This is a genomic window from Thermococcus marinus, assembly GCF_055389025.1.
In genome coordinates this window covers 1452339-1478166 of sequence record NZ_AP042417.1, presented here as the reverse complement: position 1 = coordinate 1478166, position 25828 = coordinate 1452339, and the positions used below count along the sequence as shown (strand labels likewise).

At 54.9% G+C, this 25828-nt stretch carries 32 protein-coding genes; 10 read left to right on the top strand and 22 right to left on the bottom strand.

What is annotated here, in order from left to right; all coding sequences use genetic code 11:
* On the top strand, nt 1–540 hold the full coding sequence (locus tag ACZ5ER_RS08220; protein ID WP_464934208.1) for an NTP transferase domain-containing protein: 540 nt from the start codon (nt 1–3) through the stop codon (nt 538–540).
* On the top strand, nt 537–749 hold the full coding sequence (locus ACZ5ER_RS08215; RefSeq protein WP_464934207.1) for a hypothetical protein: 213 nt from the start codon (nt 537–539) through the stop codon (nt 747–749). Before ACZ5ER_RS08220 ends, ACZ5ER_RS08215 begins: the two co-directional genes overlap by 4 nt.
* A 1-nt stretch (nt 750) precedes the next feature.
* Here ACZ5ER_RS08215 and ACZ5ER_RS08210 read toward each other — a convergent pair whose 3' ends face one another.
* The 4 genes from ACZ5ER_RS08210 to ACZ5ER_RS08195 are packed head-to-tail and all read right to left on the bottom strand — an operon-like array spanning nt 751 to nt 4963.
* Nucleotides 751–1818 carry a hypothetical protein gene (locus tag ACZ5ER_RS08210; RefSeq protein ID WP_464934206.1) on the bottom strand — a complete coding sequence of 356 codons (1068 nt, stop codon included), beginning with the start codon at nt 1816–1818 and terminating at the stop codon, nt 751–753.
* Nucleotides 1815–2738, bottom strand: coding sequence for a DUF4855 domain-containing protein (locus ACZ5ER_RS08205; RefSeq protein WP_464934205.1), 924 nt, complete (start codon nt 2736–2738; stop codon nt 1815–1817). The genes ACZ5ER_RS08210 and ACZ5ER_RS08205 overlap by 4 nt, the downstream gene beginning before the upstream one ends.
* 54 nt (nt 2739–2792) lie before the next feature.
* Nucleotides 2793–4238, bottom strand: a complete 1446-nt coding sequence (locus ACZ5ER_RS08200) for a cobyric acid synthase (RefSeq protein WP_464934204.1) — start codon at nt 4236–4238, stop codon at nt 2793–2795.
* A 5-nt stretch (nt 4239–4243) separates the two neighbouring features.
* Entirely contained in the window at nt 4244–4963 is a 720-nt protein-coding gene (locus tag ACZ5ER_RS08195; RefSeq protein ID WP_050003457.1) for a radical SAM protein, read from the bottom strand.
* A gap of 148 nt (nt 4964–5111) precedes the next feature.
* Here ACZ5ER_RS08195 and cobT point away from each other — a divergent pair, with 148 nt between their 5' ends.
* On the top strand, nt 5112–6104 hold the full coding sequence (gene cobT / locus ACZ5ER_RS08190) for a nicotinate mononucleotide-dependent phosphoribosyltransferase CobT (protein ID WP_050003456.1): 993 nt from the start codon (nt 5112–5114) through the stop codon (nt 6102–6104).
* Here cobT and ACZ5ER_RS08185 read toward each other — a convergent pair.
* A complete protein-coding gene (locus tag ACZ5ER_RS08185) occupies nt 6088–6696 on the bottom strand; it encodes an adenosylcobinamide amidohydrolase (RefSeq protein ID WP_050003455.1) in 609 nt (202 codons plus the stop codon). The two genes, cobT and ACZ5ER_RS08185, sit on opposite strands and share 17 nt — an antisense overlap.
* A gap of 102 nt (nt 6697–6798) precedes the next feature.
* Between ACZ5ER_RS08185 and ACZ5ER_RS08180 the strand changes: the two genes are divergently transcribed.
* Nucleotides 6799–7314: a MogA/MoaB family molybdenum cofactor biosynthesis protein gene (locus ACZ5ER_RS08180; RefSeq protein WP_050003454.1), complete on the top strand. Its 516-nt coding sequence runs from the start codon at nt 6799–6801 to the stop codon at nt 7312–7314.
* A 1-nt stretch (nt 7315) separates the two neighbouring features.
* A complete protein-coding gene (locus ACZ5ER_RS08175; RefSeq protein WP_050003453.1) occupies nt 7316–8506 on the top strand; it encodes a molybdopterin molybdotransferase MoeA in 1191 nt (396 codons plus the stop codon).
* Nucleotides 8507–8512: 6 nt separating this feature from the next.
* Here the strand turns inward: ACZ5ER_RS08175 and ACZ5ER_RS08170 are convergent, their stop codons facing one another.
* Entirely contained in the window at nt 8513–8740 is a 228-nt protein-coding gene (locus tag ACZ5ER_RS08170) for a hypothetical protein (RefSeq protein WP_050003452.1), read from the bottom strand.
* Nucleotides 8741–9162: 422 nt separating this feature from the next.
* Between ACZ5ER_RS08170 and ACZ5ER_RS08165 the strand changes: the two genes are divergently transcribed.
* On the top strand, nt 9163–10410 hold the full coding sequence (locus ACZ5ER_RS08165) for an HD domain-containing protein (RefSeq protein WP_464934203.1): 1248 nt from the start codon (nt 9163–9165) through the stop codon (nt 10408–10410).
* Here the strand turns inward: ACZ5ER_RS08165 and ACZ5ER_RS08160 are convergent.
* A complete protein-coding gene (locus ACZ5ER_RS08160; protein WP_050003450.1) occupies nt 10403–11359 on the bottom strand; it encodes a transcriptional regulator in 957 nt (318 codons plus the stop codon). The genes ACZ5ER_RS08165 and ACZ5ER_RS08160 overlap by 8 nt on opposite strands.
* Before the next feature lie 46 nt (nt 11360–11405).
* Between ACZ5ER_RS08160 and ACZ5ER_RS08155 the strand changes: the two genes are divergently transcribed.
* On the top strand, nt 11406–11939 hold the full coding sequence (locus tag ACZ5ER_RS08155; RefSeq protein ID WP_050003449.1) for a GNAT family N-acetyltransferase: 534 nt from the start codon (nt 11406–11408) through the stop codon (nt 11937–11939).
* A gap of 15 nt (nt 11940–11954) precedes the next feature.
* On the opposite strand, the gene ACZ5ER_RS08150 is transcribed toward ACZ5ER_RS08155, so the two are convergent.
* From ACZ5ER_RS08150 to glyA, 9 genes are all read right to left on the bottom strand, one after another.
* The gene (locus ACZ5ER_RS08150) at nt 11955–12605 is read right to left on the bottom strand and encodes a peroxiredoxin (protein ID WP_050003448.1); all 651 of its coding nucleotides are present in this window, start codon (nt 12603–12605) and stop codon (nt 11955–11957) included.
* Between the two features lie 223 nt (nt 12606–12828).
* Nucleotides 12829–14739, bottom strand: coding sequence for a molybdopterin-dependent oxidoreductase (locus tag ACZ5ER_RS08145; RefSeq protein ID WP_050003447.1), 1911 nt, complete (start codon nt 14737–14739; stop codon nt 12829–12831).
* Between the two features lie 5 nt (nt 14740–14744).
* The gene (locus ACZ5ER_RS08140; RefSeq protein WP_464934202.1) at nt 14745–15320 is read right to left on the bottom strand and encodes a DNA replication complex subunit Gins51; all 576 of its coding nucleotides are present in this window, start codon (nt 15318–15320) and stop codon (nt 14745–14747) included.
* 31 nt (nt 15321–15351) lie between these two features.
* A complete protein-coding gene (locus ACZ5ER_RS08135; protein ID WP_464934201.1) occupies nt 15352–16101 on the bottom strand; it encodes a DNA polymerase sliding clamp in 750 nt (249 codons plus the stop codon).
* Nucleotides 16102–16103: 2 nt separating this feature from the next.
* The gene (locus tag ACZ5ER_RS08130; RefSeq protein WP_464934200.1) at nt 16104–16265 is read right to left on the bottom strand and encodes a hypothetical protein; all 162 of its coding nucleotides are present in this window, start codon (nt 16263–16265) and stop codon (nt 16104–16106) included.
* Nucleotides 16262–16594 (bottom strand): transcription factor S, encoded by a 333-nt coding sequence (locus ACZ5ER_RS08125; protein ID WP_464934199.1) that lies wholly within the window; start codon nt 16592–16594, stop codon nt 16262–16264. The genes ACZ5ER_RS08130 and ACZ5ER_RS08125 overlap by 4 nt, the downstream gene beginning before the upstream one ends.
* A 184-nt stretch (nt 16595–16778) precedes the next feature.
* Nucleotides 16779–17261, bottom strand: coding sequence for an immunoglobulin-like domain-containing protein (locus ACZ5ER_RS08120; RefSeq protein ID WP_464934198.1), 483 nt, complete (start codon nt 17259–17261; stop codon nt 16779–16781).
* On the bottom strand, nt 17258–17779 hold the full coding sequence (locus ACZ5ER_RS08115; RefSeq protein ID WP_464934197.1) for an immunoglobulin-like domain-containing protein: 522 nt from the start codon (nt 17777–17779) through the stop codon (nt 17258–17260). Before ACZ5ER_RS08115 ends, ACZ5ER_RS08120 begins: the two co-directional genes overlap by 4 nt.
* An 87-nt stretch (nt 17780–17866) precedes the next feature.
* Complete coding sequence (glyA, locus tag ACZ5ER_RS08110) at nt 17867–19150, bottom strand: serine hydroxymethyltransferase (protein ID WP_464934196.1); 1284 nt, start codon at nt 19148–19150, stop codon at nt 17867–17869.
* Between the two features lie 121 nt (nt 19151–19271).
* Here glyA and rlmD point away from each other — a divergent pair, with 121 nt between their 5' ends.
* Nucleotides 19272–20534 (top strand): 23S rRNA (uracil(1939)-C(5))-methyltransferase RlmD, encoded by a 1263-nt coding sequence (gene rlmD, locus ACZ5ER_RS08105; protein ID WP_464934195.1) that lies wholly within the window; start codon nt 19272–19274, stop codon nt 20532–20534.
* 40 nt (nt 20535–20574) lie between these two features.
* Nucleotides 20575–21363, top strand: a complete 789-nt coding sequence (locus ACZ5ER_RS08100; RefSeq protein WP_050003439.1) for a hypothetical protein — start codon at nt 20575–20577, stop codon at nt 21361–21363.
* A gap of 28 nt (nt 21364–21391) precedes the next feature.
* On the opposite strand, the gene ACZ5ER_RS08095 is transcribed toward ACZ5ER_RS08100, so the two are convergent.
* Nucleotides 21392–21568, bottom strand: a complete 177-nt coding sequence (locus tag ACZ5ER_RS08095) for a hypothetical protein (RefSeq protein WP_169741391.1) — start codon at nt 21566–21568, stop codon at nt 21392–21394.
* Between the two features lie 54 nt (nt 21569–21622).
* Nucleotides 21623–23425, bottom strand: coding sequence for a translation initiation factor IF-2 (gene infB, locus ACZ5ER_RS08090; protein ID WP_464935162.1), 1803 nt, complete (start codon nt 23423–23425; stop codon nt 21623–21625).
* A gap of 84 nt (nt 23426–23509) precedes the next feature.
* On the opposite strand from infB, the gene ACZ5ER_RS08085 reads away from it, so the two are divergent.
* The gene (locus ACZ5ER_RS08085) at nt 23510–24337 is read left to right on the top strand and encodes a hypothetical protein (RefSeq protein WP_050003437.1); all 828 of its coding nucleotides are present in this window, start codon (nt 23510–23512) and stop codon (nt 24335–24337) included.
* Here the strand turns inward: ACZ5ER_RS08085 and ndk are convergent.
* From ndk to rpl7ae, 4 genes are all read right to left on the bottom strand, one after another.
* Nucleotides 24334–24858, bottom strand: a complete 525-nt coding sequence (gene ndk / locus ACZ5ER_RS08080) for a nucleoside-diphosphate kinase (RefSeq protein ID WP_050003436.1) — start codon at nt 24856–24858, stop codon at nt 24334–24336. The genes ACZ5ER_RS08085 and ndk overlap by 4 nt on opposite strands.
* A gap of 103 nt (nt 24859–24961) precedes the next feature.
* On the bottom strand, nt 24962–25165 hold the full coding sequence (locus tag ACZ5ER_RS08075) for a 50S ribosomal protein L24e (RefSeq protein WP_050003435.1): 204 nt from the start codon (nt 25163–25165) through the stop codon (nt 24962–24964).
* A gap of 2 nt (nt 25166–25167) precedes the next feature.
* Entirely contained in the window at nt 25168–25380 is a 213-nt protein-coding gene (locus ACZ5ER_RS08070; RefSeq protein ID WP_050003434.1) for a 30S ribosomal protein S28e, read from the bottom strand.
* 67 nt (nt 25381–25447) lie between these two features.
* The gene (rpl7ae, locus tag ACZ5ER_RS08065; RefSeq protein WP_050003433.1) at nt 25448–25819 is read right to left on the bottom strand and encodes a 50S ribosomal protein L7Ae; all 372 of its coding nucleotides are present in this window, start codon (nt 25817–25819) and stop codon (nt 25448–25450) included.
* Nucleotides 25820–25828: the final 9 nt, after the last annotated feature.

Here is a 25828-nt window from a genome sequence, read left to right as displayed (position 1 = left end):
ATGATAGTCATAATGGCCGGCGGAAGGTCGAGCAGAATGGGCCGGGAGAAGCCCATCCTGAGGGTTGGAGGAGTGCCGATGCTCCTGCGGGTTTATTACGAGGCCGAAAAAGCCGGCGAGACTGTGGTGGCCCTCTCGCGGAACACCCCCAAGACGAGGGAGCTCTGCCTCCGCGAGGGAGTTCCCTTCTTTGATACTCCCGGGAAGGGCTACGTTGAGGATATTAAATGGCTCCTCTGCGAGTTCGGGCCCTTCGTCAGCGTTTCCTCCGACCTGCCGTTTGTTACGACGGGCGACATTGCGGCAGTAAAACAGGCCTTCGACAGCGAGACGAACCTGACGGGAGTCCTCCCGCTGTGGCTGGTTCCGAGGGACTTAAAGCCCTTAACATACAATGGCTATGCAATCGTTGGTCTGAACGCCGTCGGGACGAGAGGAGAAAGTTTTTTCGAGCTGAGCAACCCCCTGCTGGCCCTCAACGTGAACACGCCGGAAGAGTTAAGGCTTGCCAATAGGATAGCGAGGTTGGTGGGAAGGTGAGGGAGAGCGAGATTAAAGGGACGGTGGCGTTCGTCCTCTTCCTGATACTTGCCGTGCTGTTCCTCTCTGGCTTCCTGCTCCTCGCGGTGGTTTTAATCGCGGTTGGCCTGCTGGTCTTCATCGGGTTCTACATCTACCTTCACCTGAAGCTCTGGTGGGCGAGGAGACACCCGCCGAAGGAGCTTGAGGGGCCGGAGGACTACGTTTAAGTCATTTAGATTCCCTTACGTACGCAATAAGAGTTAGGATGGCGACTCCCACCACTACGAGTAACAAGAAACCACTGGGGCTGTTTTTCTGGTTGGAACAACCAGAGCTCTCCAGGGGAGTGGTGTAGCTGGATGACTGCTGTTTTGATGTGGAAGAAGGAGGAGAAACAATGGAACCGTTTGTAGTGGTTGAGGTGATTGCAGATTCGTTCGTGGTGTAAGGGGAAGCGAGGTTTTCAAAGCTGTAGTTTGGGAATATTTCCAAGCTTTTCTGCCCCAGAGAAACCTGAATCCGCATAATGGGCATGGGTCTAACTGAACTTCCGTTAAAGTAAAAGATGTAGAGAGGTTTTTGGAACATCCCTGTGAGTTCATCCCACGTTACCACACCCTCTTCCTTCCTGAGGCTCCCCCACACAAACCTGCCGTTCATGCTTCCGTTCAGGTACAGTGGGTACCTGTAGGAAATCCTGTATGTGAAGTTGAAATCGACCAGCGTTGTGCCGACCTTCATTCCTCGTTTTCTAGCAATCGTGAAGTTGTCCTCAACGATGTCTATGATACCTGTCGGGACAATGACGAGTCCGTTTCCTTCCGGGAACGCTACCAGGGCATTCACCATGTCTTTGCTCCACAGATACGGCAGTACTTCTCCAACGGGGACGGTGTAGTTTACACCCTCAACACGAAAGATAATATTTCCATCCTCCACGCGCCCAAAAACCGGAAAGACGTGCTTTTTGACCCTCTCCAACCTCTCCGTCAGGGTGTTATTTCCGGACCCATACTCATGGTACTGGCCAATGTGGTAGGTGCCGGAGGAGTTAACAATGTAGAAGTGGTCTAACTGGGTCGTCGGGTCGTAGTCTGGGATGCACTCCCCTGCACTCATGGGTTCGGCTGAATAAAGTCCCGTGCTGACGTAGATAACCCCCCAGTCGGTGGGGGCAATTCCAATCTCAAATCCCGATGAACAAAATCTCACAGTAATCGTCGGGTCTGCATAGGTTGAAGACTGAAGAATGAAGAAGATCAAAAAGAAAGATAGAAACATGCAGGGTCTTCTCATACAACTCCCATCCTCGTAAGGTAGTAGTCAAATACCTTATCCACAACATCAAGCGTTGCCCCAAAATAATATACTACCGGATTGTCAAGCCTTCCTAATACTTTCTGCTGTACAAAATAATAATCACTTGCAAGAGTTAGACAGCATTTTTGATTGCCACAGCATCTACAGTTTCCATGACCCCCAAGCACACATTCATCTGCTTCTAACACAATGTGGGTTTTTCCTGAGCCTATACGCTTAAGAGCTGATAACCAGTCACAGAACTGGGAGAAAGTAACAGGGTACCTTTCTGCAGAGTTCATGTAATAATTTGATTGCACAAATATGTAATCAAAGGACCTCATAGCAGTAGGGGATGGAATGTCTGTGTTTTGTAGGGCATAAGTATGCGCAGAGGGAATCCAGATGAATTTAAGTCCCTTCTCATGTATATATGCTGCTATTTTTGAAAGCACTTCTGGCTTTATAGTTGATTCTTTTTTACCTTTTTGATAGTCTTTAAACATCCAAGCATATTCTAAATCCCAGTAGAATCCTATAAGACTATTGCTATCCACAGAGAGTACCCCATCAATCCAATCAAACCAATAATCTCCTGTGTTAATATTTCCCCGTCCATTCTTGTCTTCATGGGTAGGGTCATATGGGTAATATAGGAGTGAAATATAATATTCAATCTTTGTACCAAGTTCAGATTTCACAAAAATCGCTAAGTCTCTCCCATCGGCGTATCCATTATGCGTGTATTTGGCATCAAACCCTTCAAGTGTTGTAACAATTGCAATATCGAAACGACTTTTGAAGTCTTCAACTGTCGCAGGAGACTTGTTCAGCGTCTTTAGTCTTGAATAATATGCGTTCGAACTTTTATCCCATCTTACGTACCACAATCCGAGTTTATCCATACGGCATATCACCCACTCTATAATATCTGACAATACTTATAAAATTTACTGTTTAAGTTGGATAAATTAAAAAAAATTAATTAGCGTTGTAATATTGAGGTTCTTTTCCACGACCCTTGCGAACCTCTCTATCTCTTCCTCGATGCTCCAGCCCTCAATGGATATTGGTTCGAGTCCCCTTTCTCCCCTCAGGAAGTTGAGAAACGCCTCCGTGAAAGCGAAGTTGTGGAAGATGCCGTGTAGGTAGGTTCCGAAGGTCCTCTCGCCTATCGCTCCATCAGGCTCGAAGGTTTTGGCGCCGTTTATTGCATTTATCACCGAGAACGGCCTTCTGGAGACGCTTCTGCCGAATCGTATCTCGTAGCCCTCGACGGCCATTCCCCTAGCAGGTTCCCATAGAACCTCGGCGTTGAGGTGGTTCGTCCGCTTGTTCCGCTCAAAGACGGTTTTGGCTGGCAACAGGCCGATGCCCTTAACTTCCCCGCGCCCCGATTCGACGGTGTCAATGATTTTCTCCCCGAGCATCTGGAAGCCGCCGCAGATTCCAACGACGAAAGAGCCCTCGCGGTGGGCCTCGATTATCGCCTCCTCAAAGCCGTTCTCTCTCAGCCACAGCAGGTCTTCGACAGTGTTCTTGCTCCCGGGGATTATAATAACGTCGCCTTTGATTTCCTCCGGCTTCGTCACGTAGTCAACGCCGTTCGCCCAGTGAAGTGGCTCAAAGTCCGTGAAGTTGCTTATGTGTGGGAGCCTGATTATCTGAATGTGGAGGTCGCCCCTGACCTTCGGGAACTCTGTCAGGGAGTCCTCCTCTGGCAGGCGGTGCTCGGTGTAGGGGATGACTCCCAGCGTCGGCTTTCCGTATCGCCTTTCGAGGTACTGGAAGCCAGGCTCAAGCAGTGAAGCGTCCCCGCGGAACTTGTTGAAGACGAAGCCCATCACGAGCTCCCGCTCTTCCTCGCTTAGAAGCTCCATCGTGCCGACTATTGAGGCAAAGCTTCCCCCGCGGTCTATGTCGGTGACCAGGATAACCCTGGCGTTGGCGTGTCTGGCAACGCGCATGTTGGCAATGTCGTAGTCCTTCAGGTTGATTTCCACGGGGCTCCCGGCCCCCTCAATTATCACGAGGTCGTGCTTTTCCTTGAGCTCGTCCAGCACCGCCATGGCCTTTCTGAACAGCTCCTCCTTCTTGGACAGCATGTAGTCCCTCGCAGAAACGCTCCCAATGGGCTTCCCCATGAAGACGACCTGGCTCCGCATGTTCCCCTCAGGCTTGAGCAGAATCGGGTTGAACTTCACGGAGGGCTTTTTGCGGCATGCCAGGGCCTGCAGATACTGGGCCCGACTTATTTCCCCACCCTCTACGCTCGGCGCCGAGTTGAGGCTCATGTTCTGGCTCTTGAAGGGGACGACATCATAGCCGAGGTTCGTGAGAATTCTGCAGAGCGCAAGTGCCAGCAGGGACTTTCCGGCTCCCGAAGATGTTCCCTGAACCATAATCGCCTTTCCCATTTTCCTCACCCGATTCTGGGGTATAGCAAATTGGGGGGCTCGCCCTTCGTCGCCATAATTCTGTAAGTTCTGGGCAGAATTTTCATAACCTCCTTTATGCAGCTGTCAACTTCCTCGTAAGGGGGATTCTGGACGAGGGGGTCAATTCTAAATGTGGTCTCCGGGTTCAGCGATGCTATAAACCTCGCTATCCTCAGCACCTCATCGCACTCCACGAGCCCTTTGACGTAGACGGTTTCGGCCACTACCTTCCCGCTCCCCACGAAGCGTTTAAAGTTCTCGAGAACGGTGCGGTTGGAGCGGCCGGTTATTCTCCTGTGAAGCCCATCGTCAAGGGCCTTTATGCTGAACGTAATCCCCCGCACCATGCCAACGAGCTCCTCGTCCAGAAGCTCGCCGTTGGTAATGAGCCACACGTCAATGCCTTCTTCCTTCAGGCGCTTTATCAGTGGCTTAAGCTCCCTGTCAATCGTGGGCTCCCCTCCTCCAAAAAAAGCCAGCCTAACGCCGCTTTCCTTCAAAATCGCGACGACCTCCTCGATGCTCAGGAATTTAACACGGCCCTGAAGCCACAGTTTGTCGAGCTCATTTCTTACATCTTCGGGGAGACCCAGGTCCCACAGTCCAAGCGTCCGCACGCAGTAAGAACACTTCCAGTGACAGCCGTGGAAGAACGCGTACGCGTCCCCGCTTTGGAACTGGACGATATGATAGACGTTTGTCACGTCCCTCACCCCTCGAACGAAAAGGGCCAATCTCAGCCTTGCGACCCATCCAAAGGCACCCGCGTGCCTCAGTTGTCCCTTACTGGATAATCTGTCCAGTTGGAAGGATATATAAACCCATTGGATAATTTGCCCAGAGGTGGTATTTATGATGCTCGTGGTTCTGGGAAACACCGAGATATCCACAGTACCAGGAATAAGCGTTGCAGGTGCCACGCCAGAGCTGACGAAGCTCACGCCGGTGGCCGATGCCGAATACCTCTTCCATGAGAAGCCCTTAACGATTGACACCGTCCCCGTGACACCAGAGGGGCACCCGACTCCCGCCATAATCACGAAGGCCGCGAAGGAGCTCGCGGACTTCCCGGTTCTCATCGTGAGGGGAGGGACTTATCTTTCTCCCCTCATCCCGCACGTCCACATCAGCGGCGCCGTCGGAAGGGACTTCAGGAGGGAACCGGCGCTCCCAGAGTTTGGAGAGATAATCAAGCGCGCCAAACTGCTCGGCGAGGAGCTCAACAAGACGCCGATAAAGGAGCTTGTGATAGGGGAATCGACTCCGGGGGGAACGACGACCGCCCAGGCAGTCCTGTGGGCGCTCGGCTACAACGCTAAGACGAGCTCGGCTTCCCCCGACAACCCACGCGGCCTGAAGGAAAAAGTTATCCGGGAGGGATTTGAGCGCGCTGGAATCGAACACGGCGGGCTTAAAGACAACCCCCTCGAAGCCCTTCGCCAGTTCGGCGACCCCATGATGGCAACGGTGGTCGGCATAGCCCTTGGGTTCAGAAGGAAGGTCGTCCTGGCCGGCGGAACCCAGATGCTGGCCGTTTCAGCACTCCTTAAGGCCCTTGGGGAGGACTTGAGCAGGTTCATGGTGGCTACTACCAAATGGGTGGTCAATGACAAAAGCGCCACATTCATTGAGACGGCCAAGGAAATCGGCATTATGAGCTACGCTGCAGACTTAGACTTCTCAAACAGCGAGTTCAAAGGGCTGAGGGACTATGAGAAGGGCTACGTTAAAGAGGGAGTTGGGGCGGGCGGAGCGACCTGGCTGGCGGTTAAGGCAGGCTTTTCGCCGGAGGAAGTGAGTGCCAAGGTGGAGGAGCTTTACAGGAGGCTCATGGGAATGAGGTGAGACTCCTCCGTTCTTTTGTTCCCTTCCATTTTCTCAGGCTCTCCTCGAGGGCCTTCCTAACGGTCTTCCCAATGTTTATTCCGAGCTCGGTTGCGGTTCCAGCCCACTCGGTCTCGCCCTCGAACGCAAAAACCCCGATGCCGTCGCTTGTCGTCCCGGTGGCGTTGTAGCCGAGCTTCATCAGGGTGTAGGTTTTTGCCTCCGTGGCCGTCATTATCGCGTTGGCCATCGCCCCGACCGTGAGGCCCTCTTTAATGATGAGGGCTATGTTTATCGTTCCAGGCCTCCACGGCGGCTCTTCCCCGGCTATAGCGGGGTTCGTGACCCCTGCGGTGATGTAGGCCCTGACGCTCCCGCTTGTTGCAGTCGCGAGGACTTTTCTCACGCTGGCGGCTGTCATGAAGCCGACGAAGTTGCTCAGCCCGTTTTCGCGCTCGAAGGCGAGGCAGTCCTCCCTGTAGTTGCCGGAGTAATTCTTGGGAACCTGCATGAAGAAGAAGCCGTTCGCTTCAGTAAGCCCTCCCCTGTGAGGGGCGTTGCTGAGAGCTATCATCGGCTCGTCGAAGGGATGAATGAAGTGCTCGAACTCCATGCGTTCACCTTCCTCTAGGGGAATATAACGCTTGCGCAGTTAAACGCTTCCGTTTGCTGAAAGGTTATTAAGTTCAAGGAACGAGCTTACTCGGGTGGTAGTATGGGAGCTGAGGAGCACAAGAAAAAGGCCCCGAAGAAGTTTAAGTTCGCGGTCATAACTGTCAGCGACACCGCGAGCAGGGGAGAGAAGGAAGACGAAAGCGGAAAGTTTCTTTTGGAAGAACTTGAAAAGGCCAGGCACGAGCGGGTTCTTTACAAAGTTGTCCCCGACGAGAAGATGGCGATAATCGGGGCGGTCGTCGAGGCCTTTGAGAAGGGGGCCGAGGTTGTAGTTACCTCCGGAGGAACCGGGATAGCGAGCAGGGACGTCACGATAGAGAGCATCAGGCCGCTTTTCGACAAGGAGCTGACGGGCTTTGGCGAGATATTCAGGCTCCTCAGCTACGAGGAGATAGGCACAGCGGCAGTTATGACGAGGGCAACTGCTGGAATAATCAGGAGCTCCGGCAGGGCCATGGCCGTCTTCTGCCTGCCCGGCAGTCCTGGGGCGGCAAAGACCGGAATCAAGATAATCCTCAAAGAGGCGGGCCATGTCCTCAAGCACGGGAGGGAGTGAGATGAGGGAGTTCAAGACTCTCACGCCCTACAGGAAGGCGCTGAAGCTCCTCTTAGACGACCTGAGCGAGATAAAAGAGACCGAGGAGCTCCATCTGAGCGAGGCCCTCGGACGGGTTCTGGCCGAGGACGTGGTTTCCCCCATAGACAACCCGCCCTTCGACCGCTCCGCCGTTGACGGCTATGCCCTCCGCGCAGAGGACACTTTCCAGGCGAGGGAGTACAGTCCCGTTGGGCTGAAGGTCATAGACGAGATTACCGCAGGTGAGGAGAGCAGGGCAAAGGTCGAGCCGGGCACGGCAGTGAAGCTGATGACCGGGGCAAAGATGCCCGAGGGAGCGAACGCAGTTTTGATGCAGGAGATGGCAGAGCGCGAAGGAGACATCATAAGGGTTCTCAGGCCGGTCGCCCCGGGACAGAACGTCGCGTTCGCTGGGGAGGATGTGAAGAAGGGCGAAGTCGTTCTTAAGAAAGGCCAGGTTTTGAGGCCCCAGGACTTGGCCCTGCTCAAGAGCCTCGGCTTCAAGACCATTAAAGTCAAGAGGAAGCCCCGCGTTGGGGTAATCATCACCGGCGACGAGCTAATCGAGGAGTTTGACGAGGAGGCGTTAAAGGGGGGCAAAATACTTGAGAGCAACTCGGTTATGCTTACCGGCCTGGTTAGGCAGTACTTCGGCGAGCCGGTCTTTTACGGCGTTATCCCCGACGATGAAAAGGCGGTAGGGGAAGCAATTGAAAAGGCGAAAGCCGAGAACGATCTCGTTCTCGTTACCGGCGGTTCTGCCTTCGGCGACAGGGACTTCGCACACCGCTTCGTCAAGGTGCTCTTCCACGGCACGACGATAAAGCCGGGAAGGCCTATAGGCTACGGCGAGAGGGTCTTCATAATGAGCGGCTATCCGGTGGCGGTCTTTACACAGTTCCACCTCTACGTCAAGCACGCCCTGGCAAAGCTCGTTGGGGCCAGAAACTACGAGGTCAGGGTTCGGGCGAGACTAACCGAGCGCGTCTCAAGCCAGCTCGGAAGGTACGAGTTTGTGAAAGTGTGGTACGAGAACGGGGAAGCGAGGCCCATCAAGAAGAAGGGCAGCGGGATAATAAGCTCACTAGTGGAGAGCAACGGGTACATAGAAATCCCTGAGGACAGTGAGGGGTACCTCGAAGGGGAAGAGGTCTGGGTGACCCTGTACTGAGAATCGCTAAAAGTCCTCGCTCAGGAGTTTACCTTCTGGGACTTTTATAATTTCCTTAACGTCCTCTGGAAGTTCACCAATGATGCTCAATTCTTTTTGTGCAATATCTATGATGATTTCCATGGCCTCGCGCCTTCTTTGCTCTAATACATCATGGACTGGATTATCCTTAAGCCATGGAATAATTTCTTTAACATCTCGTTCGGGAGGCTCGATAAGACCACTCGCAGTCATGGCATTATTAACTACACGTTAGAACTAATAACTCTTTCTATTCCCCGGGTTACATACAGAAAAATGTAACCGGGCGGAACGTTGCATTGAAGCTTAGGATTGAGATGTAGTGTGTCGCCCGCCCGTAACGCCCGCCCTCATCGGTGCCAGACGGCGGGCTTGGGCGGGTTAACCCAGGCGGGCGAGAAGTGTGCCCGGCCTGGGTTTCCCGCGGTCATTGCGCTCCGGGACGCGGAAGGCCCTCCCGCGGGGACCTCGCTGAGGCCGGGCTGTCGCCCCCGCATCGCCCCCCGGTTCATTCTCCCCGGGGTCCTCGCGCGGGGGCATTGTTGGTTGAGGTATATCATTTATAACCCTATCCTTTGTCATAATGCCGAAAAGTTATTTAAGGCCACTCTCAAATTTTCAGCCGGTGAGGTAAAATGAAGGACGCGAAGATTATCCACGACGGAGTACATGGGAGCATGAAAGTTGCGGGCCCAATCCTCGAACTCGTCAAAACGCCGGAGTTCCAGAGGCTCAGGCACATAAGACAGCTCGGCCTGGCGTATCTGGTCTACCCCGGCGCAAACCACTCCCGCTTCGAGCACTCGCTTGGAACATGGCACCTGGCAAAGAGGCTCGCGAGTGAGGTCGGGCTGAGCGAGGACGAGAGCCTTCTCCTCCAGGTTGGGGCTCTGCTCCACGACATCGGCCACGGTCCATTGAGCCACACTTTCGAGGGAATCTACCGCCACTACGTCAAGGAGCACGACCACATGCGCCTCGGCCAGGACATCATCATGGGCAAGATAAACATCACCGGCGACGAGGACGGGGGCAGGATACCTGAAATCCTGGAAAAGCACGGAATAGACCCTAGGGAAGTTGCTGACCTCCTACTTGGAAAGGCGGAGAAGCCCTACCTCGGCCAGATGCTCCACGGGGGAGTGGACGTTGACCAGCTCGACTACCTCATCAGGGACGCCTACTACACCGGCGTTGCCTATGGAATAATAGACCTCGAAAGGCTCCTCAAAGTCCTAGAAATCCACAACGGGGAGCTGGTGGTTGATGAGAAGGGCGTCGAAGCTGTTGAGGGAATGCTCGTCGCTCGCTCGCTCATGTACTCCAGAGTTTACTTCCACCATACTGTGAAGATTGCTGAGGGCATGCTCACAAGGGCTTTGGAGTTCGCCCTTGAGGAGGGCCACCTGTGGGACTTCTGGAAGATGACAGACTGCCGCGTCCTCGTTGAGCTTGAGGACCTTGAGGGCCTCTCCTCGGAGCTCACGAGGCGCGTCCTTTACAGGAAGCTCTACAAGGCCGCGGTTCTCGCGAGCGCCGAGGAGCTCGGCCCGGACGAGAAGCGGGAGCTCCTCTCTGCTTACAGAAACGTCAAGAAGAGGCAGGAGCTCGAAAGGGCCCTGGCCGAGGCCGTTGGCGCGAGTGAGGGTGAGGTAATCCTCGAGTTCAGCATAGCAGACCTCATGGTCAGCGAGCCGAGGCTTAAGGAGACCGGTATAAAGGTGCTCCTCGAGAACGGTGAGGTTCAGCCGCTGTCGAAGGTCACTCCTCTAGCAAACGCCCTCAAGAGGCGCCAGACCCCCAGGTGGGCCGTCCTCATAGCCTCACCGGAGAAGTACGTTGACAAGCTCCGCGAGGGCTGGAAAGAGGTGCTCTTCAGCTGAATAGCTTCGCCTTTATCTCCTTTTTGAGTTCTTCAATCATCTCGATGAGCTCGTCAGCGTCCCTCACTTCTTCAAGGCTTTCTTTCGGAATCAGGGGGACTTCCTTGACGACTTCGGTCTTCGTTTTCTCAAGTATGAAGACTCCATCGGAGTTGATTATCCTCCCGACCTCCGCCACCATCTCCGCCCTCTTTACGGTTGAGCGGGTCTTCCTCTCGTCGAGACCGGTCAGGATTCTGAACTCGTCACCCTTTGACACGGCGTTGAACGGGGCCTTCTTCACCTTCACGAGGCCAAACCCCAGGCGCTTCAGCCTCTCAAAGACTTCCTTTTCAAGCGGGCTCTCGGGTTTAACGTCAAGCTTGGCCTCAACGCGCGTGTTTAGGACGTCAATGGGCTCCGCTAGGGCCTCATCAAAGAGCTCTTCGAGCCGGATTGCCACCTCAAGGGACACCGCCTGCTCCCCGCGCTCGTAGTTGAGGACGGTCTTCCTCGAAACCCCCAAAAGCTGGGCCAGTTCGTTCACGGAATAGCCGTGCCTCTCTCTGAGCTCGCGGAGGAGCTCGCCGTTCACCCTAACGTAGAACCCGCCGCGCTCGGCGAAGATTGCTGGAAGCTCGTTGTTGGCCAGAACGTCGTACAGGGTCTCAGGCCTAAGGGCGTACACCCCAAAGCGCTCGTAGACGACACCCTCTTCAAGCTCCGCGTTCTTCGAGCGGACGCCGACTATGAGCGGGGAGGCGTTGAAGAACTTCGCGAGCCTTTTCAGGTCCTCTACCTGCTCCTCCGTTACGGTATCTATATTTGAGACTACCTTGATGAACAGAAGAACCACTAACCGGCTTGCGACCAGGTCAAAGCATGAGCCCCTAAATTCAAGACGGGCGGTTTTGTAGCCCGCACTCCTGAGTATTGCCTCGACGGTTTTAATCAGCTTTTCCCTCTCCATCGAATTTAAATATTCATAACCGCTTAATAAAGTTAAGGTGCACCCTATGAGGCCGGTCGTTCTCAAAGGTAAGCTTGTGTCCCTCGCCGTTCCGGTTAGGGAGGACATCAGAAAGGCATGGCTCTGGTTCAACGACAGGAATGTGAGGCTCTTTTTGACTGCTCCGGAGGAAGTCTTCTTCTTTGAGGACGAGATGGAGTGGTATGAAAGGATAAGAAAAGCAAAAGAGCGCGATAAGGTCTTCTCTATAGTCGAGAACTCAACTTCTTCCCTCGTTGGTTTTATTGGCCTACACAGGATAGACCACCGCGACGGCAACGCGGAGCTTGGCTACTTTATCGGGAAAGAGCACTGGGGACACGGGTACGGGAGTGAGGCCGTGAAGCTCGCCCTTGAATACGCTTTCCAGTGGCTCAACCTGAGAAAGGTCTACGCAAGGGTCTACGAGCCTAACACGGCATCAATAAAGGTTCTCGAAAAGAACGGCTTCAAGCTGGTTGGCAGGCTGAAAAAGCACCACCACGTTCCAGGCTACGGCTTCGTGGACGAGCTGATTTTTGAGAGGTTTAGAGAAGAATAGAGAACTGGAAGAAGCTCAGTCGAGCTTCTTGTGGCAGAACCACCAGTCGTAGCACTCGATCTCGCCCTTGGCCTTGGCTTCCTCGCGCTCTTTGATCTGCTCGACGGTTCCGGCTGGCGGGACTATGGCGCGGTCGCCGATGAGCTCGTTGTTGGGCCACTTGTGCGGGAGGGCGACTCCCTTCTCGTCGCTGACCTTGAGGGCCTTGACGAGCCTGAGTATCTCGTCCCAGTCCCTGCCGACCTCGGCCGGGTAGTAGACTATCGCGCGGATGACGCCCTTGTCGTCAACGACGAAGACGGCTCTCGCGGTCTGGGTTGAACCGCTCGGGATCATGCCGAGCTTCTCGGCGAGCTCACCGCGGTCGTCGGCTATGACCGGGAAGGTTATCTCCTCGCCGAGGTTCTCCTTTATCCACTCCATCCACTTGAGGTGGCTGAAGACCTGGTCAATGCTCAGCCCTATCGGCTCGACGCCGAGCTTCCTGAACTCCTCAGCGCGCTTCTGCATGGCGTAGAACTCGGTCGTACAGACCGGGGTGAAGTCTGCCGGGTGGCTGAAGAGAACGAACCACTTGCCCTGCTCGGCGAAGTAGTCCGGGAGCTTTATCACTCCGTGGGTGGTCTTGACCTCAACCTCTGGGAACTTTTCTCCTATGACGACCATCTTCCATCACCTCTTCTTTTTGTGTGTCGTCTTCACTATAAACTTGAATGGTTCGAATATATAAGCCTTTCGGTTCGCTCAGCGCTATTATCTTTGTCGAATTTCAAGATAGTTTAAGGTGTCACTGGGCAGACATGCAAAAGTTTGCACAGTTTGTTGTCAGAATGAAGGATCAACCAGAAAAGAATCGTCAAAAAGCTTGAAAGAAAAGGCTATTTTTGCCTCAAACTCTCCTCACATCAACCCAAGTTGAGTGATAAGCAGAGGCGTTGCCGTATTTTTCTACGGTCTCGTCCGTCGTCAGGACGTTGGCGTTCCAGCCGAGCAGGGACGGCCAGAAGGCCTTGTACAGGAGGACGACTCCCCGTGGGACGTCCTCACTGAGCTTGGCCTTCGTTCTTACCCTGCCGTACTCGTTGAAGACCTCAACGGCCTCGCCGTCCTTGATTCCCCTCTCGTTAGCGTCGGTCGGGTTGATGTAGAGCTTGGGGTCAATCATGCCGTGGGTGTTGTGGTACTGGCTCGTTATCGTCATTCTGTGGGTTGGCGTTAGCAGGCGGAGCGGGTATTTGCCCCCGAACTTCCTGTACTTCGGGAACGGGCTCAGCCCCCTCTCAACGGCCCTCCGCGAGAAGAACTCAATCCTCCCACTCGGCGTCTCCCACGTCCTGGGCTTTTCGGGAACTTTCACGAAGCCTTTGGCCTTTAGCTCCTCAAAGCTCAGGCCATTGAGTTCAAGAATCTTCCGGATTACCTCCTCGTCGCTCTCATAGAGGTATGGGTTTTCGATGCCGAGTGCCTTTGCCAGAAGGCGCGTGACCTCGCTGTTGCTCTTCCCGTAAAGCCTTGCAACCGGCTCATTTAGGGCCACGTAGCGGTGGTAGTAGCCCTCCGCTATGTCGAGGCGCTCGAAAAAGGTGTTCGCCGGAAGGACGACGTCTGAGTAGAGGGCAGTGTCAGTCAGAAAGATGTCGTGCGTAACGACGAAGACGTCGCTTTCTTTCAAAGCTCTCCTCAGTCTGTTCTGGTTAGGAAGGCTCGCGAGCGGGTTGGAGTTGTAGATGTAAAGGAACTTTATCTCGCCCCGCTCGATGTACTCGGTGAGCTTTACCTGGGGAACTCTTCTGGCCGGCTTCGTCCGTAGGAATGCACCTTCGGCGTAGCTCTTGTCTATCGTTTTCATGTCGTAAATGAAGCCGAAGCTGTGGCCGACGAGAGTGGGGAGGATTGCTATCGCCCTGACAGCCTCACCTCCTGCAAGGGAGCGCTGGAAGCCGTAGCCGATGTGGATTACGCCCTTCTTTTCCGCAAATTCGCAGGCGAAGGTCTCTATCTCCCCAACGCTCAAGCCCGTTTCGCTACTCACATAATGAAGCGATAATGTTTTTACATAATTCTTGAATTCTTCAAAACCATAAACGTTCTCGCGGACGAAATCTTTATCGTAAAGCTCTTCTTCGATAATGACTTTAGCAACTCCGAGGGCTAAAAGGACATCGGTATCGGGTCTAATCTGAAAGAACCTGTCGCTTCTCTTGGCCGTTTCGGTTCTCACGACGTCAACCGTCCAGATTTCGAGGTTGTGCATTCTGGCGAGGGCGAAGCCGTGGAGGTTCGTCCAGAAGGCGTTTATGCCCCAGTAAACGAGCAGCTTTTGGTTTTTCAGCTCCTCAGGATCGAGGCCAACCGCTGTGCCGTAGACGTCCTTTAACGCCTCCTGCCCAGCCCTGTCGCAGACGCCGTAGTCGAGCATAGCGGTGTTGAGGTAGTGGAAGAGCCTAAGTGGAAACGCGTAGTTCACAACTCCTCTATCACCGGCGTACTGGTAAACCAGAACGCTCTCACTCCCGTATTCCTCAATGGTCTCCCTCAGTTTCTTGGCGACGAGGTTAATTGCCTCTTCCCAGCTTGCCTCCCTGAATTCTCCACTTCCCCTCTCGCCCGTTCTAATGAGCGGTTTTTTGAGCCTGCTCTCCGAGTGGAACCATTTTGGCAGAAGCGCACCCTTTGGGCAGAGGAAACCGGCCGTTATCGGGTGTTCCGGATTGCCCCTTACTTTGAGCCTTCCGTCCCTAAGTTCACTTACCATTGCGCAGGTGTCGTAGCAGTCGCGCATGCAGACGGAGAACGGCATGGTTATCACGGTGAGATTTTTACCTTAAACGCGACCTCTCTCTCAACGAGAACCTTCCCAATCTCCTCTGGCAGAACCGCCATGTCCCACGCCTTAAACGGCCCGTATTCTCTCAGGTCCGGCCCTAGAATCGTTGGCAGCTCTGTGGTGATGATGTAGGCGGCTCTTGGGGCTTCCCGCCGGGGGTATTCCTCTTCCTCCTGTTGGATGACTTCAAACTCCTCAGAACCAAATTCTTCCCCGACTTCAGGTAGCTCCTCGCGCTCGATAAACGCCCTAAGAACCGCGAAAATTTTCTTCTCCTCACTGGTGAGCTCGCCGGGGACTCCCTCAACCGCGAGGTCAACTATCTTGTGGAGCCTGATTTTGATTATCTCACGCATGAGCCTCTCGGCTATCTTGAGCTGGGCGAGATAAAGCCTCTCCTCAACGCTTTCGCCCCTCTCACGGGAGCTCTCGGCGCTCAGCTTGAGGGCCTTAATCAGGCTGTCAAACTCCTTGTAGAAGTCGTCGTCCAGCTCCGTGAGCTCGATGCTCGAAAGCTCTGCCTCCAGCAGTTCCCTGAGCTTGACGATGTCCATGGGACCACCTCATAGAAAAAGAAGGGGAAAATCACTCCTCGACGCGCGGTGCGAGGAGGAAGACGAGCCTTCCTTCGTCCCTAATCATGTACTCCATCTGGAGGGGCATCTCGTTGCCGAAGCGGAGGACAACCTCATCGGCCTTTCCGATGCCCTTTATCATGTCGCTGAGGTAGCTGATTCCGTAGGCGCTCTTGGTCTCCTCCTCGACTTCGAGGTCGAGCAGGCCCTCGTCCTCAAGGGTGAGCTTAATCTCGACCTCGTTGGTCTCGCCCTCCGCCTTCATTATGAACTCGTTCTCCCTCGCGATGAACTTGATGGCGTCGCTGACGAGGGAGGCGTCCTTAACGGCCTCCTTGAGGACTTCTCCGAGGAGGACGACCTTGGCTGTGAACGGGAGCTCCGGGAGCTCAAGCTCAAGCTCCTCGACGTCTATGAGCGGAAGGCGGAAGGTTCTCTTCGCGGTGCCCTCAAAGGTTATTTCGAGGAAGTTCTCGTCGCCCTTCCTGAGGATGAGCGTGTCCTTGGCCTTTCCGCGCTTGAGTATCTTCTTGAACTGGTCCATGTTGATTCCAACGGTTTCGGGCTCCTCGACCTCGTACTTGGAGAATATGCTCTCCGGGAGGTTGAGGTCAATGAGAACGACCCTGCTCGGGTCCATCGCGCGCATGCTTATGCCTTCCTCGGTGAACTTAAAAGCCGCCTCGTCTATCAGGTTGCTCGCCGTGGCGATAAGGTCCGCAAACTCCTTGGCACCATCAAAAATCACTTCGAACGGCATCTTCATCCCTCCAGTATTTTAAGCATGAGCCTAACCCTTTCTTTCCCGCGGAATAAATAAGCTTTTCCATTCTCGGTATCAGGAATCCTGCGGTAGGCTTCCTCAAGCTCTTTCAGGGCCTTCTCTGCGAGCCTTCTGAGGGTCTCGTGCTCAAGCTCGTTCACTCGTAGGCCCTCCATGTGTACCCACACTTGGTGCACTTGTAGAATATAGTGCTCGGCTCATCTCCGGCCCTCGTCTGCATCTCCCACCAGTAGGCGGTGTCGTTGCCGCACTTCGGACAGGTAATCTTAGTGGTCGGGAGGGTCTTGACGTCCTGCTCGATGACGACTATGTCCTCGTCGGGCTTGTGCTCAACCTTCTGTGTAATCTTCGTCCTCTCCCTGTCCTTGGCCTCATCAAAAGGCTCCTCGTAGCCACAGACACGGCAGACCCAGACCTTCTTCTTTCTATCTGGAAGCATGATGTTACCGCACTTCGGACAGAACTTCATGAGCCTCACCCCCTTTAGCCGAGGGGTCGGTATGTGGGAGGAGAATAAAAAGTTTTGCCAAGCCCAGCCGGTTATCTTAAACTCCATACCGGGTTCCTGCAATCGGGGGGCAAGCCGCAGATTCTCTTTATGGGCTTGCGTCTCTGTGGAATGAGCAGTATCAGCCCAGTTTCGGCCTTCAACATCATTCAACTACCTCAAACTCGGCCGAGAGCGTTATTTCATAGTTCCCGGTTCTGAAACCCTCTCTGTAGATGAGGACGGTTTTTTCTATACGGTACTTCCCCGGAGGCAAGGGTTCCAGAGTCCCTACGGTGCTTTCTCCTTTGGTGGCCAGCCGTATCCTCTGGCTCCAGTTGCCGCCGGGCGGTATCATATAACCGATCATTGTGAATGTGAGGCCCAGAGGGATTTCCCTCCACTTCCCACCCTCAAGCCGGTAGAGCCTGTAAGCCACGCCGACAAGAAGGGTCTCGCTCCCATTGTTGATTATCGTGAGGGTGGCGGTCTCGCCGGCGTGGTAAACTTCTCTATCGAGAACCATGAGGGCGGAAGTCTGAGAGACTCCAGTATTTTCTGGGGAAGTGCTCTCCCCCGATCTTTCAAGACAAACAACGGCCGAGATAATGAGAATGATGCCAATGACACAAATCAGTTTCCGATTCATCTGTCTTCCCCTCTCACCTCGAACTCAGCCCACACTTCAATCCCCAGGCTCATCTTGTTCACGGGGTCGGTAACCACTAGGATTTTCTCTATTTTGTAATGCCCCGGCTCGAGGTTGAGGTGGGTCAGGTTCACCTTCTGTTCCCAGCTCCTCCCGGGCTCGATTACGACCGCGACCTCAATGAAAGCCAGATTAACGGGAACCTCCTTCCACGTCTCGTTCTCCAGCCGGTAGAGCTTGAAGGCGTAGCCCGTCGTGAAGTTGGCGTTTCCGTTGTTGGTTATTGTAATGACCATCGTATCTGTGGGGGAGTAGACGGTCTTGTCGAGCTTCATGAAGTCGTTCATCGGCCGACACTCCAGTGTGGAGTTCTCGATTATCGGGCAGCCTCCGGTGGGAGCGTGGGCGATGTTCTCCCCGTCGGAGGAGCCGTTGGATGAGCCTCCCCAGTATGAAGCGATGTAATACCCGGCGGGGACCAGCAGGATTATCAGCAGAACGGGAATAATCTTCCTCACGCCACACCACCAGATAAGAGTGCGCAAAAATCCGTTTAACCTTTCCCAACGCTTCAAACGGGATTGCAGTGAAAGGGAGAAAAGAAATCACTCCCTGAGCGGGAGGCCGTGGTCGAAGGAGTAGTAGACCTTCTGGAACTCGGCGCGGAAGCCGTAGACGTCGCGCCTGACCTTGGCCGGGTCCTCCTTGTCGATGAGAACGCGCTTGATGAAGTGAGCAATCTCCTTCATGTCGTCCTCGAACATTCCAACGCGGGTCATCTCCTGGACGCCTATTCTGAGACCGCTCGGCTCGTTGACCTTCTCAAGCGGGTCCCACGGCAGGAGGTTCTTGTTGAGGATTATGCCGGCCTCTTCGAGGAGCGGTGCGGCCCAGCCTCCAGCAGCTGGGTGAAGGTCGCTGACATCAACTATGACCTGGTGGCTCTCGGTGTAGCCCTTGTCCTCGCCGATGACCTTGAAGCCCTCCTCGGCAAGGGCCTCGGCAAGGGCCTTGGCGTTCTTGACGACCTGGGCCGCATACTTCTCACCGTACTCAAGCATCTCCGCCGCGGTGATGACCTTTCCGGCCATGTGGTGGAGGTGGTGGTTGCTAAGCACACCGGGGAAGATGGCCCACTGGAGCTTGGCTATCTCCTCGGTCTCGCCGAAGCGCTTGTAGATTATGACACCGCCCTGAGGTCCGGGGAAGGTCTTGTGGGTCGAGGCGGTGATTATGTCGGCGCCCTCGCGGAGCGGGTCCTGGAACTGCTTTCCGGCGATGAGTCCGAGGACGTGGGCACCGTCGTACATGACGTAAGCGCCGACCTCCTTGGCGACCGGGGCGAGCTCCTTGACCGGGTGCGGGAACGGGAAGAGCGAACCGCCGAAGACAACTATCTTGGGCTCGATCTCGCGGATGAGCTTCTCGGCCTTGTCAACGTCGATGTTGAACTCCTCGTTGTCGAAGGGCCAGGTGTGGACCTCAAGGCCGCGCATTCCGGCGGCACCGAAGGGCATGTGGCTTATGTGGCCGCCGTGGCTGGTGTGGAGAACTATCGCCTTGTCACCCGGCTGGGTGAGGCCGAAGAAGACCGCCTGGTTGGCGTTGGTTCCGGAAATCGGCCTCAGGTCGGCGAAGTCGCTTCCGAAGAGCTTGACGAAGAGCTCGACACCGATGAGCTCGACCTCGTCAACGTACTTACAGCCCTGGTAGTAGCGCTGCTTCGGCCAGCCCTCGGCGTACTTGTGCATAAAGCCGCTCGCAACGGCGCGGGTGACACTCGGAGAAGTCACGTTTTCGCTCGCTATCAGGTTTATCGTGTGCTTCCTCCAGTGCTCGTGGTCCTCAATAAAGTTCAGAACCTTGTCGCGGTATTCACGGTAGCTCATGGTGGACACCTCGGTTGTGCTTTGAACGACGGGAATATAAACCTTACCACATATGTCCACACGTTCAGAGTTGTCCATCAGGCACCGAAGGGTTCTTAAGAGCCCTCAGTAAACACCGGCCATGCTTTCAGGCAGGATAGAGACGCTCAGCGACGACGGCCTTGGAGTCCTTCTCGGCGGGGGCAGGGAGATACACGTCCCCTTCGCTTACCCCGGCGATTTCGTCAGTGTTAGCTCAAAGAGGAGGCGCTTTGGGCGGCTAATTGCGAGGGACTTCAAGCTGATCGAGCCCTCGTCCCTGAGGCAGGCCCCGAGGTGCCCACACTTCGGGAGGTGCGGCGGCTGTCTCTGGCAGGGAATGAAATACAAGGAACAGCTGGGGCTTAAGGCGGAGCTCTTCGAGCGGATAACGGGGATAAGCGCGCCGGTCAAAGGTTCGCCCAAAATCTGGGGCTTCAGGAACGTCAGCAACTTCATCGTGACCACGGCGGGAGTAGGCCTCAAGGAATACGGAAATCCCCTCGGCGTGGTCAGTGTTAGGGAGTGCCCCGTCTTCTCTAATAGGACACCCGAATACCTCCGCTCGCTCCGGGATTTTCTGGCCGAGACCGGACTGAAGCCCTTGAACCTGCGGAAGAGGAGCGGTGACTTCCACTACCTCCAGATACGGGAGGGCAAGTTCACGGGAGAGGTCATGGTGAACCTCATCGCCCATACAAGGCCTTCTAAGGAAGTCGCTGAGGCATTTAAGGACTACTTCTCTTTCGCCGATTCGCTATACTGGAGCATTAAGAGCGATGAAAGAGACAACCCTCACGGAGAGCCTGAACTGGTCGGGGGAAAGCCCCTTATAACTGAGAAAATAGGCGACGTGAGGTATTTAATCCACCCTAACAGCTTCTTCCAGACGAACAGCTACGCCCTCGGACTGCTCCTAAAGGCCGTTGAAGGCTTTACCGAGGGCGGGAGAGTCCTCGACCTCTACTCGGGAGTCGGAACGTTCGGTGTCTGGCTTGCCAGAAGGGGCTTTGATGTTGAAGGAGTCGAAATAAACCCCTCTGCCGTCGAGATGGCCAAGGGAAACGCCGAGCTGAACGGCGTAAACGCCAAATTCCACGTTGGGAGGGCCGAAGAAACCCCAATCGGAGACTACGACACTGTGATAGTTGACCCGCCGCGGAGGGGTCTGAAGGAGGCGGCGGAGTTGCTTGTAAAGAGCAGGGTTGAGAGGGTCATTTACGTCTCCTGCAATCCTAAAGCCTTCAAACTCGACTACGAGAACTACCTGGGGAGGGCTTACAGGATAGGGGTTGCAGTTCTGGTTGATATGTTCCCGCACACACCGCACGTTGAGGCTGTGGTCGAGCTCGTGAGGAGGCGGTAGGTTTTTAAATCCCCTTTTATACTAACCGCGGTGGGACTCAATGGTTCTGGGCAGGAATAAGAGATTAAAATTCATAAATGGAATTCACCATGGGAGCCACCTTGATACAGTCTGCCTGTCCCAGAGGCGCGGCCTGGAGCTCATTAACGACGCGGTCATCGGAAAGTACCCGCAGAGAGCCGTTAAGTTCGAGAAGAAAAAGCTGTTCGGCGGGCAGGCTCTCTCCTACGAGGTAGTGGACGTTCCCCTGGCGGAGGGACTCGTTATCCGGGTGGTAAAGCGCGACATGGAGCCGGTAACGGCCTTTCCGGTTCTTGAAGGGGTCGGGGTGAGGTTCCAGGTGGAAGAAGTCCTGGAGTGGAAGAAGTGGCCTGAGGCCGACGTTTCTGGGGCAGTGGTGAACGAGCACTCCCCTGCGGTTGCGTTTTACGCGGCAGACTACATCGAGAGAAAAGAGGCATACGTCAACTCCGAAAAGCTCGACGTAAAGCTGGCCTTCCTGGCCTACACCGGAACCGCCGAAGAGCTCAAAAGGGAGACCGCAAAGCTCCCGACGGGGGAAGATGTCGTCATTGACCTCAACGAGGCCGAGATACTCCTCCCGGCGAGCATCAGCATTCAGGGCGCGTTCATTGACGACTACGTGATGACCGCCCACGTGCTTGATTTCCGGGAGGTCTCGACGCCCTGCGGGGACGGCTACGTACTTCTCCTCAGCAACGAGCCCCTTGGAAAAGTCAGGGCATTTGTGTTGAAGAAGAACCTGAAGGGAGAAATTGAGAAAGGGACGAGCATGATGCTCGCAGGCTGGCTCCAGGGGACGCTCTGAGTTTTCTCTTTGAATTTGTTTGGGCTCTTCAGTCGAAGTCCCATATCGTCCTGCCCTTGTAGAACATCATTACGTACCCGCAGTTCCTGCAGATGGCTATCTTCACCTTGTGGGCCGTGAAGCCCCACTTGCTGTCGAGCTTTCCTTCCTCAAAGTCAAAGTCCGTCCCACCGCAGAGGGGGCACCTCAGTTGCTTCCGCTCCACAAAAATCACCACTTAGAATAGGAAATAAAGGTATAAAAACGTGACGGAATTAAGTCAGACCGCCTTCCAGAACGGGTCTTCCTTAGCCTTCACCTTTGCCGTCATCTTGAGGGCCTTTATGTCTGTTTCCTCAAGCTCGTTCTTGAGCTGCTTGGCGAGTATGATGACGTCGTTCTTGCTCAGGTCAACGTAGAGTGTCTCGCCGGGGTGTATGTGCCTGCCCACGATAGCTCCTTCAATCGCTATCGCAACGGCGTCGCCCTTCTTGGCCTCCTGCACGAAGTCGTTCTTGTTCTTGATGGACTTAATGACGCCGACTTTCTCGCCCGTTTCCTTGATGAGGGTTACCCCCGGCCTTATCCTGCCCTCAAGCACCTCGACACCTACTATTGCCGGCTTGCTCCTCCTGAAGACGTAGCGTTCATCTGGGTAGAGCCTTATGACTCCCGGGAAGGTGACGTTCTTGAGTAGCTCGCGCTTCTTCTTCTCCTCTTCCGCCTTGACCCAGGCCTCGTAGTCCTCTATGAGCTTGTAGATGATGTTCCCGACGAAAATCGGCACCCCCTTGGCCTTGGCGACCTCTTCGGCATCTTCGTTCACCTTGACGTTGAAGCCGAGGACGACGCCGTACTTCGGCTCTTCCTCACGGACGCTCAAAGCCTCCATGACGTCGGTCTTGCTGATGTTTCCAACGTCGGCCTTCCTTATCGGAATGCCCTTCTCCTGGAGCTCCTTGCTCAGGGCCTCAAGGCTTCCGAGGGTGTCTGCCTTGACGATGACACCTATTTTACCCGTGCTTATGACGACGCTCTGTATCTGGTTCAGGATTTCCTGCTTGGCCCTCTCTACTTCCTCCTCGCTCCTTGCGGCTATTACCGGCGAACCGGCCAGGGCCTCCTCAAGACCAGGGGCGGCTATCTTCACACCTGCAGCGGCGGTGACCTCGTCAACCTGGTCAAAGCGGAAGCGCGGGTCGCGAATTTCGTCGAGGGGCTTCGGCTTGAGGAGGGCGCGGATTTTGGTGACGATGGCTTTGTCCTTTCCACCGACGACGATGGTGTCGTCCTTCCTCAGCGTTCCGTCGTAGATGATGACGTCTATCGTTGTTCCGAGGCCCAGCTCCTCGCGAACCTCAAGGATTGTTCCGCGCGCCGGCCCCTCGACCTCTATCTTGAGCTTCTGCTCAAGGTACTTCTGGCTGAGACCAGCGATGAGAACGAGAAGCTCCGGAACGCCTATGCCGTATTTGGCCGAAATCGGGACTATCGCCAGCTCTCTGGTAAAGTCCTGAACGCGGTCGAAGCGGTTCGCCTGGAAGCCGAGCTCGTAGAACTTGCCGATGAGCTCCCAGAGCTTGGTCTCAAGCTCCTGCTGGGCTCTCTGGTCCTGCTTCTTGATGTTCACAAGGAAGGGCTCGTCCTCGGCAACTTTCCAGCCCTTTATCCTGTCTATCTTGTTGGCGGCGACTATGAACGGCGTCCTGTACCTCCTGAGTATCTCGATGCTCTCTATCGTCTGGGGCTGGAAGCCCTCGTTTATGTCTACTATGAGAACGGCGAGGTCAGCCAGGCTTCCGCCCCTCGCGCGCAGGCTTGTGAAGGCCTCGTGGCCGGGGGTGTCAATGAAGAGAAGCCCTGGAAGCTTTATCTCCCCCTTCCATATCTTGATGAGAGGGCCGGCAAGCTGTTTGACGACGTCAATCGGAACCTCCGTCGCTCCGATGTGCTGGGTTATTCCGCCGGCTTCCTTGCCTGCAACGTTTGTTTTCCTTATTCGGTCAAGGAGCGTCGTCTTTCCATGGTCAACATGCCCGAGAACCGCTATAATGGGCTGTCTAATCTTCTTTGCCATCTTCATCACCTGAGCATAACTCATGGCTGGCCTTTTAAAGGGTTCGGGGCAAGGATTAAAAGGCCAGTAGTAACTTCCAACGGTGGTCATATGATAGCGGGACTTTTACTGGGAGTTGCCGTGGGGATACCCGTTTCCTTCATCTTTGGAAGGGTACTTGGAAGGGCCAGTGAAGTGCTTGTTGCCCTCGTGGGAGTTCCAGTAATAACCTACGCCGTTGCGTTGTACGAGTCCGGGTATTTTGCCGGCCAGACTCTTTCGGTCTCTGTAGGGGGAGCTTCACCGGAGTTCTTTGCGGGGCTTGAAGTCTTCTTGGGGTTAGTCGTAGCCCTGGCTTATGTGTCTCTCAGGACGAGAAAAGGGCTGAGAATAGACGATTTCATTCAAATAAGCGTTACTTCGCTTTCATACACTTCCTTTGGAATCGCCCTTGCGGGCCAGTTCTGGCCAGGGTTTATCGTGGCGGGACTCATCTTAATCGGCCTCATGGTGGCAATGTCTCGCAGGAATCCACTCAGAGGGCTGGACGTGAGACCCTGCCCGCCGGAGGTGGGGGACTGTCTGACGGACGATGACAGTCTAATGAGCGCAAGGGTTAGGGACACTCTCCTCGTTGGTGGGAAAGTCCTCAAAGAGTTCCCTAAGGCCAAGGAGCTCGTGGAGTGTCTAAAGCATACAGGAAAACTTTCCAGGCTGAGGAGAGTGGCAATATTCTTCGTTTCCCTGCTACCCCTCTTAACCGTCTTACTTCCCCGGGGAGATGCTACTATCTTCGTTGGCCTGGCGGTAGCTTACGCGTCCGTGCTCATCGGCGCCGCGCTGTCCACGAGGAGAAGGCCCACTCAGTGCCCGGAACTTGCAGAAGAATACCGGGAGTTTATCAGGAAAAGGAAGAGAAAACTAGACATAGCTGTTTAACGCTCAAGGCAGTCCATGCTGTCAAGGTACTCCTTCTTTCCTTTTGCGTGCGTGTGGTAGAACCAGTCGGCGGCCTTGCAGTACTCAAAGAGCTCTTCGGGCTTGAAGTAGAGATTTATCTCCCTCTCGGCACTCTCCGGGCTGTCCGAGGCGTGAATGACGTTGTAGATGGCATCACCAACGTCGAGGCCGTAGTCGCCCCTTATGCTTCCCGGCTCGGCGTCCTTCGGGTCGGTGGCGCCGGCCATCTTCCTGACGACGCTTATAGCGTAGCGCCCCTCGACGACCATGACGACGCTCGGGGCCTTGGTGATGTAGTCTACGAGGGGCTCAAAGAAGGGCTTTCCCCTGTGCTCCTCGTAGTGCTTCTCCGCCAGCTCGCGGTCAATCCATATCATCTTCATTCCGACTATCTTGAGGCCCTTTTTCTCAAAACGGCTTATGATTTCGCCCACAAGTCCCCTAACAACGGCGTCCGGCTTCAGAATAACGAGGGTCCTCTCTATCTTCTTGTCCGCCATGGGCAACACCAGAACTTATTGTACTGGTGGTTAATAGGTTTTTTGGAGAATGCATGAGACGGAAGAAGCGCCGAAGTTAGAAACATAATGGAAAAGAAAGAAATCATGCCTTCTTGGCCCTCTGGAGGCGGGCCTCCTGGAAGGCCTTGGTCCACTTAAGCTTCCTCGGGTTCCTGCCCATGAAGTAGTACTTCTCGCACTTGCTGGAGCAGAAGAACAGGACTCTGCCGTCGTTCCTGACGAACATCTTACCCGTTCCCGGCTCGAACTCCTTTCCACAGTAGGAGCAGACGTTCCAGCGGGCCATTTTCAACGCCTCCTCTTGATTTCTCTCGCCTCACGCTCGGTCTCCCTGAGGATGACTATGTCACCGACGCGGACGGGGCCCTTGATGTTCCTCCTGATGACGCGCCCCTTGTCGCGCCCCTCGAGGACCCTGACCTTGACCTGGGTAACGCCACCGGTGACACCGGTTCTTCCAACAATCTCGATAACCTCAGCGGGGTAGCCTTCGTCGCTCATACCTCACACCTCTGAAAGACTCGCGAAATGAACCTTAAACCTTTCGTGATAAGGAAGGAAAAGGAGCTCACTTCATGAGCTCCCTAACCTTGGTAGCGATCTCCTCAACGAGCTCGCGGGCCTTGCCCGGCTCGATGATGGCAACGCTAGCAGCCGGAACCTCGATGCCAGCGGCGGCACCGAGCTCCTTCTTGCTCGGAACGTAGATGTACGGAATCTCCTTCTCCTCACAGAGCGGCGGAAGGTGGGCAACTATCTCCTCGGGGTCAACGTCTTCGGCAATTATAACGAGCTTGGCCTGACCCCTCTCGACGGCCTTGGTGGTCTCGTTGGTGCCCTTCCTTATCCTTCCGGTGTCGCGAGCAACTTCAACGGCCTGGAGGGCCTTCTCGGCAAGCTCCTGGGGAACCTCAAACTTCACGTAGCTCGGCTTCGCCATCTTTCATCC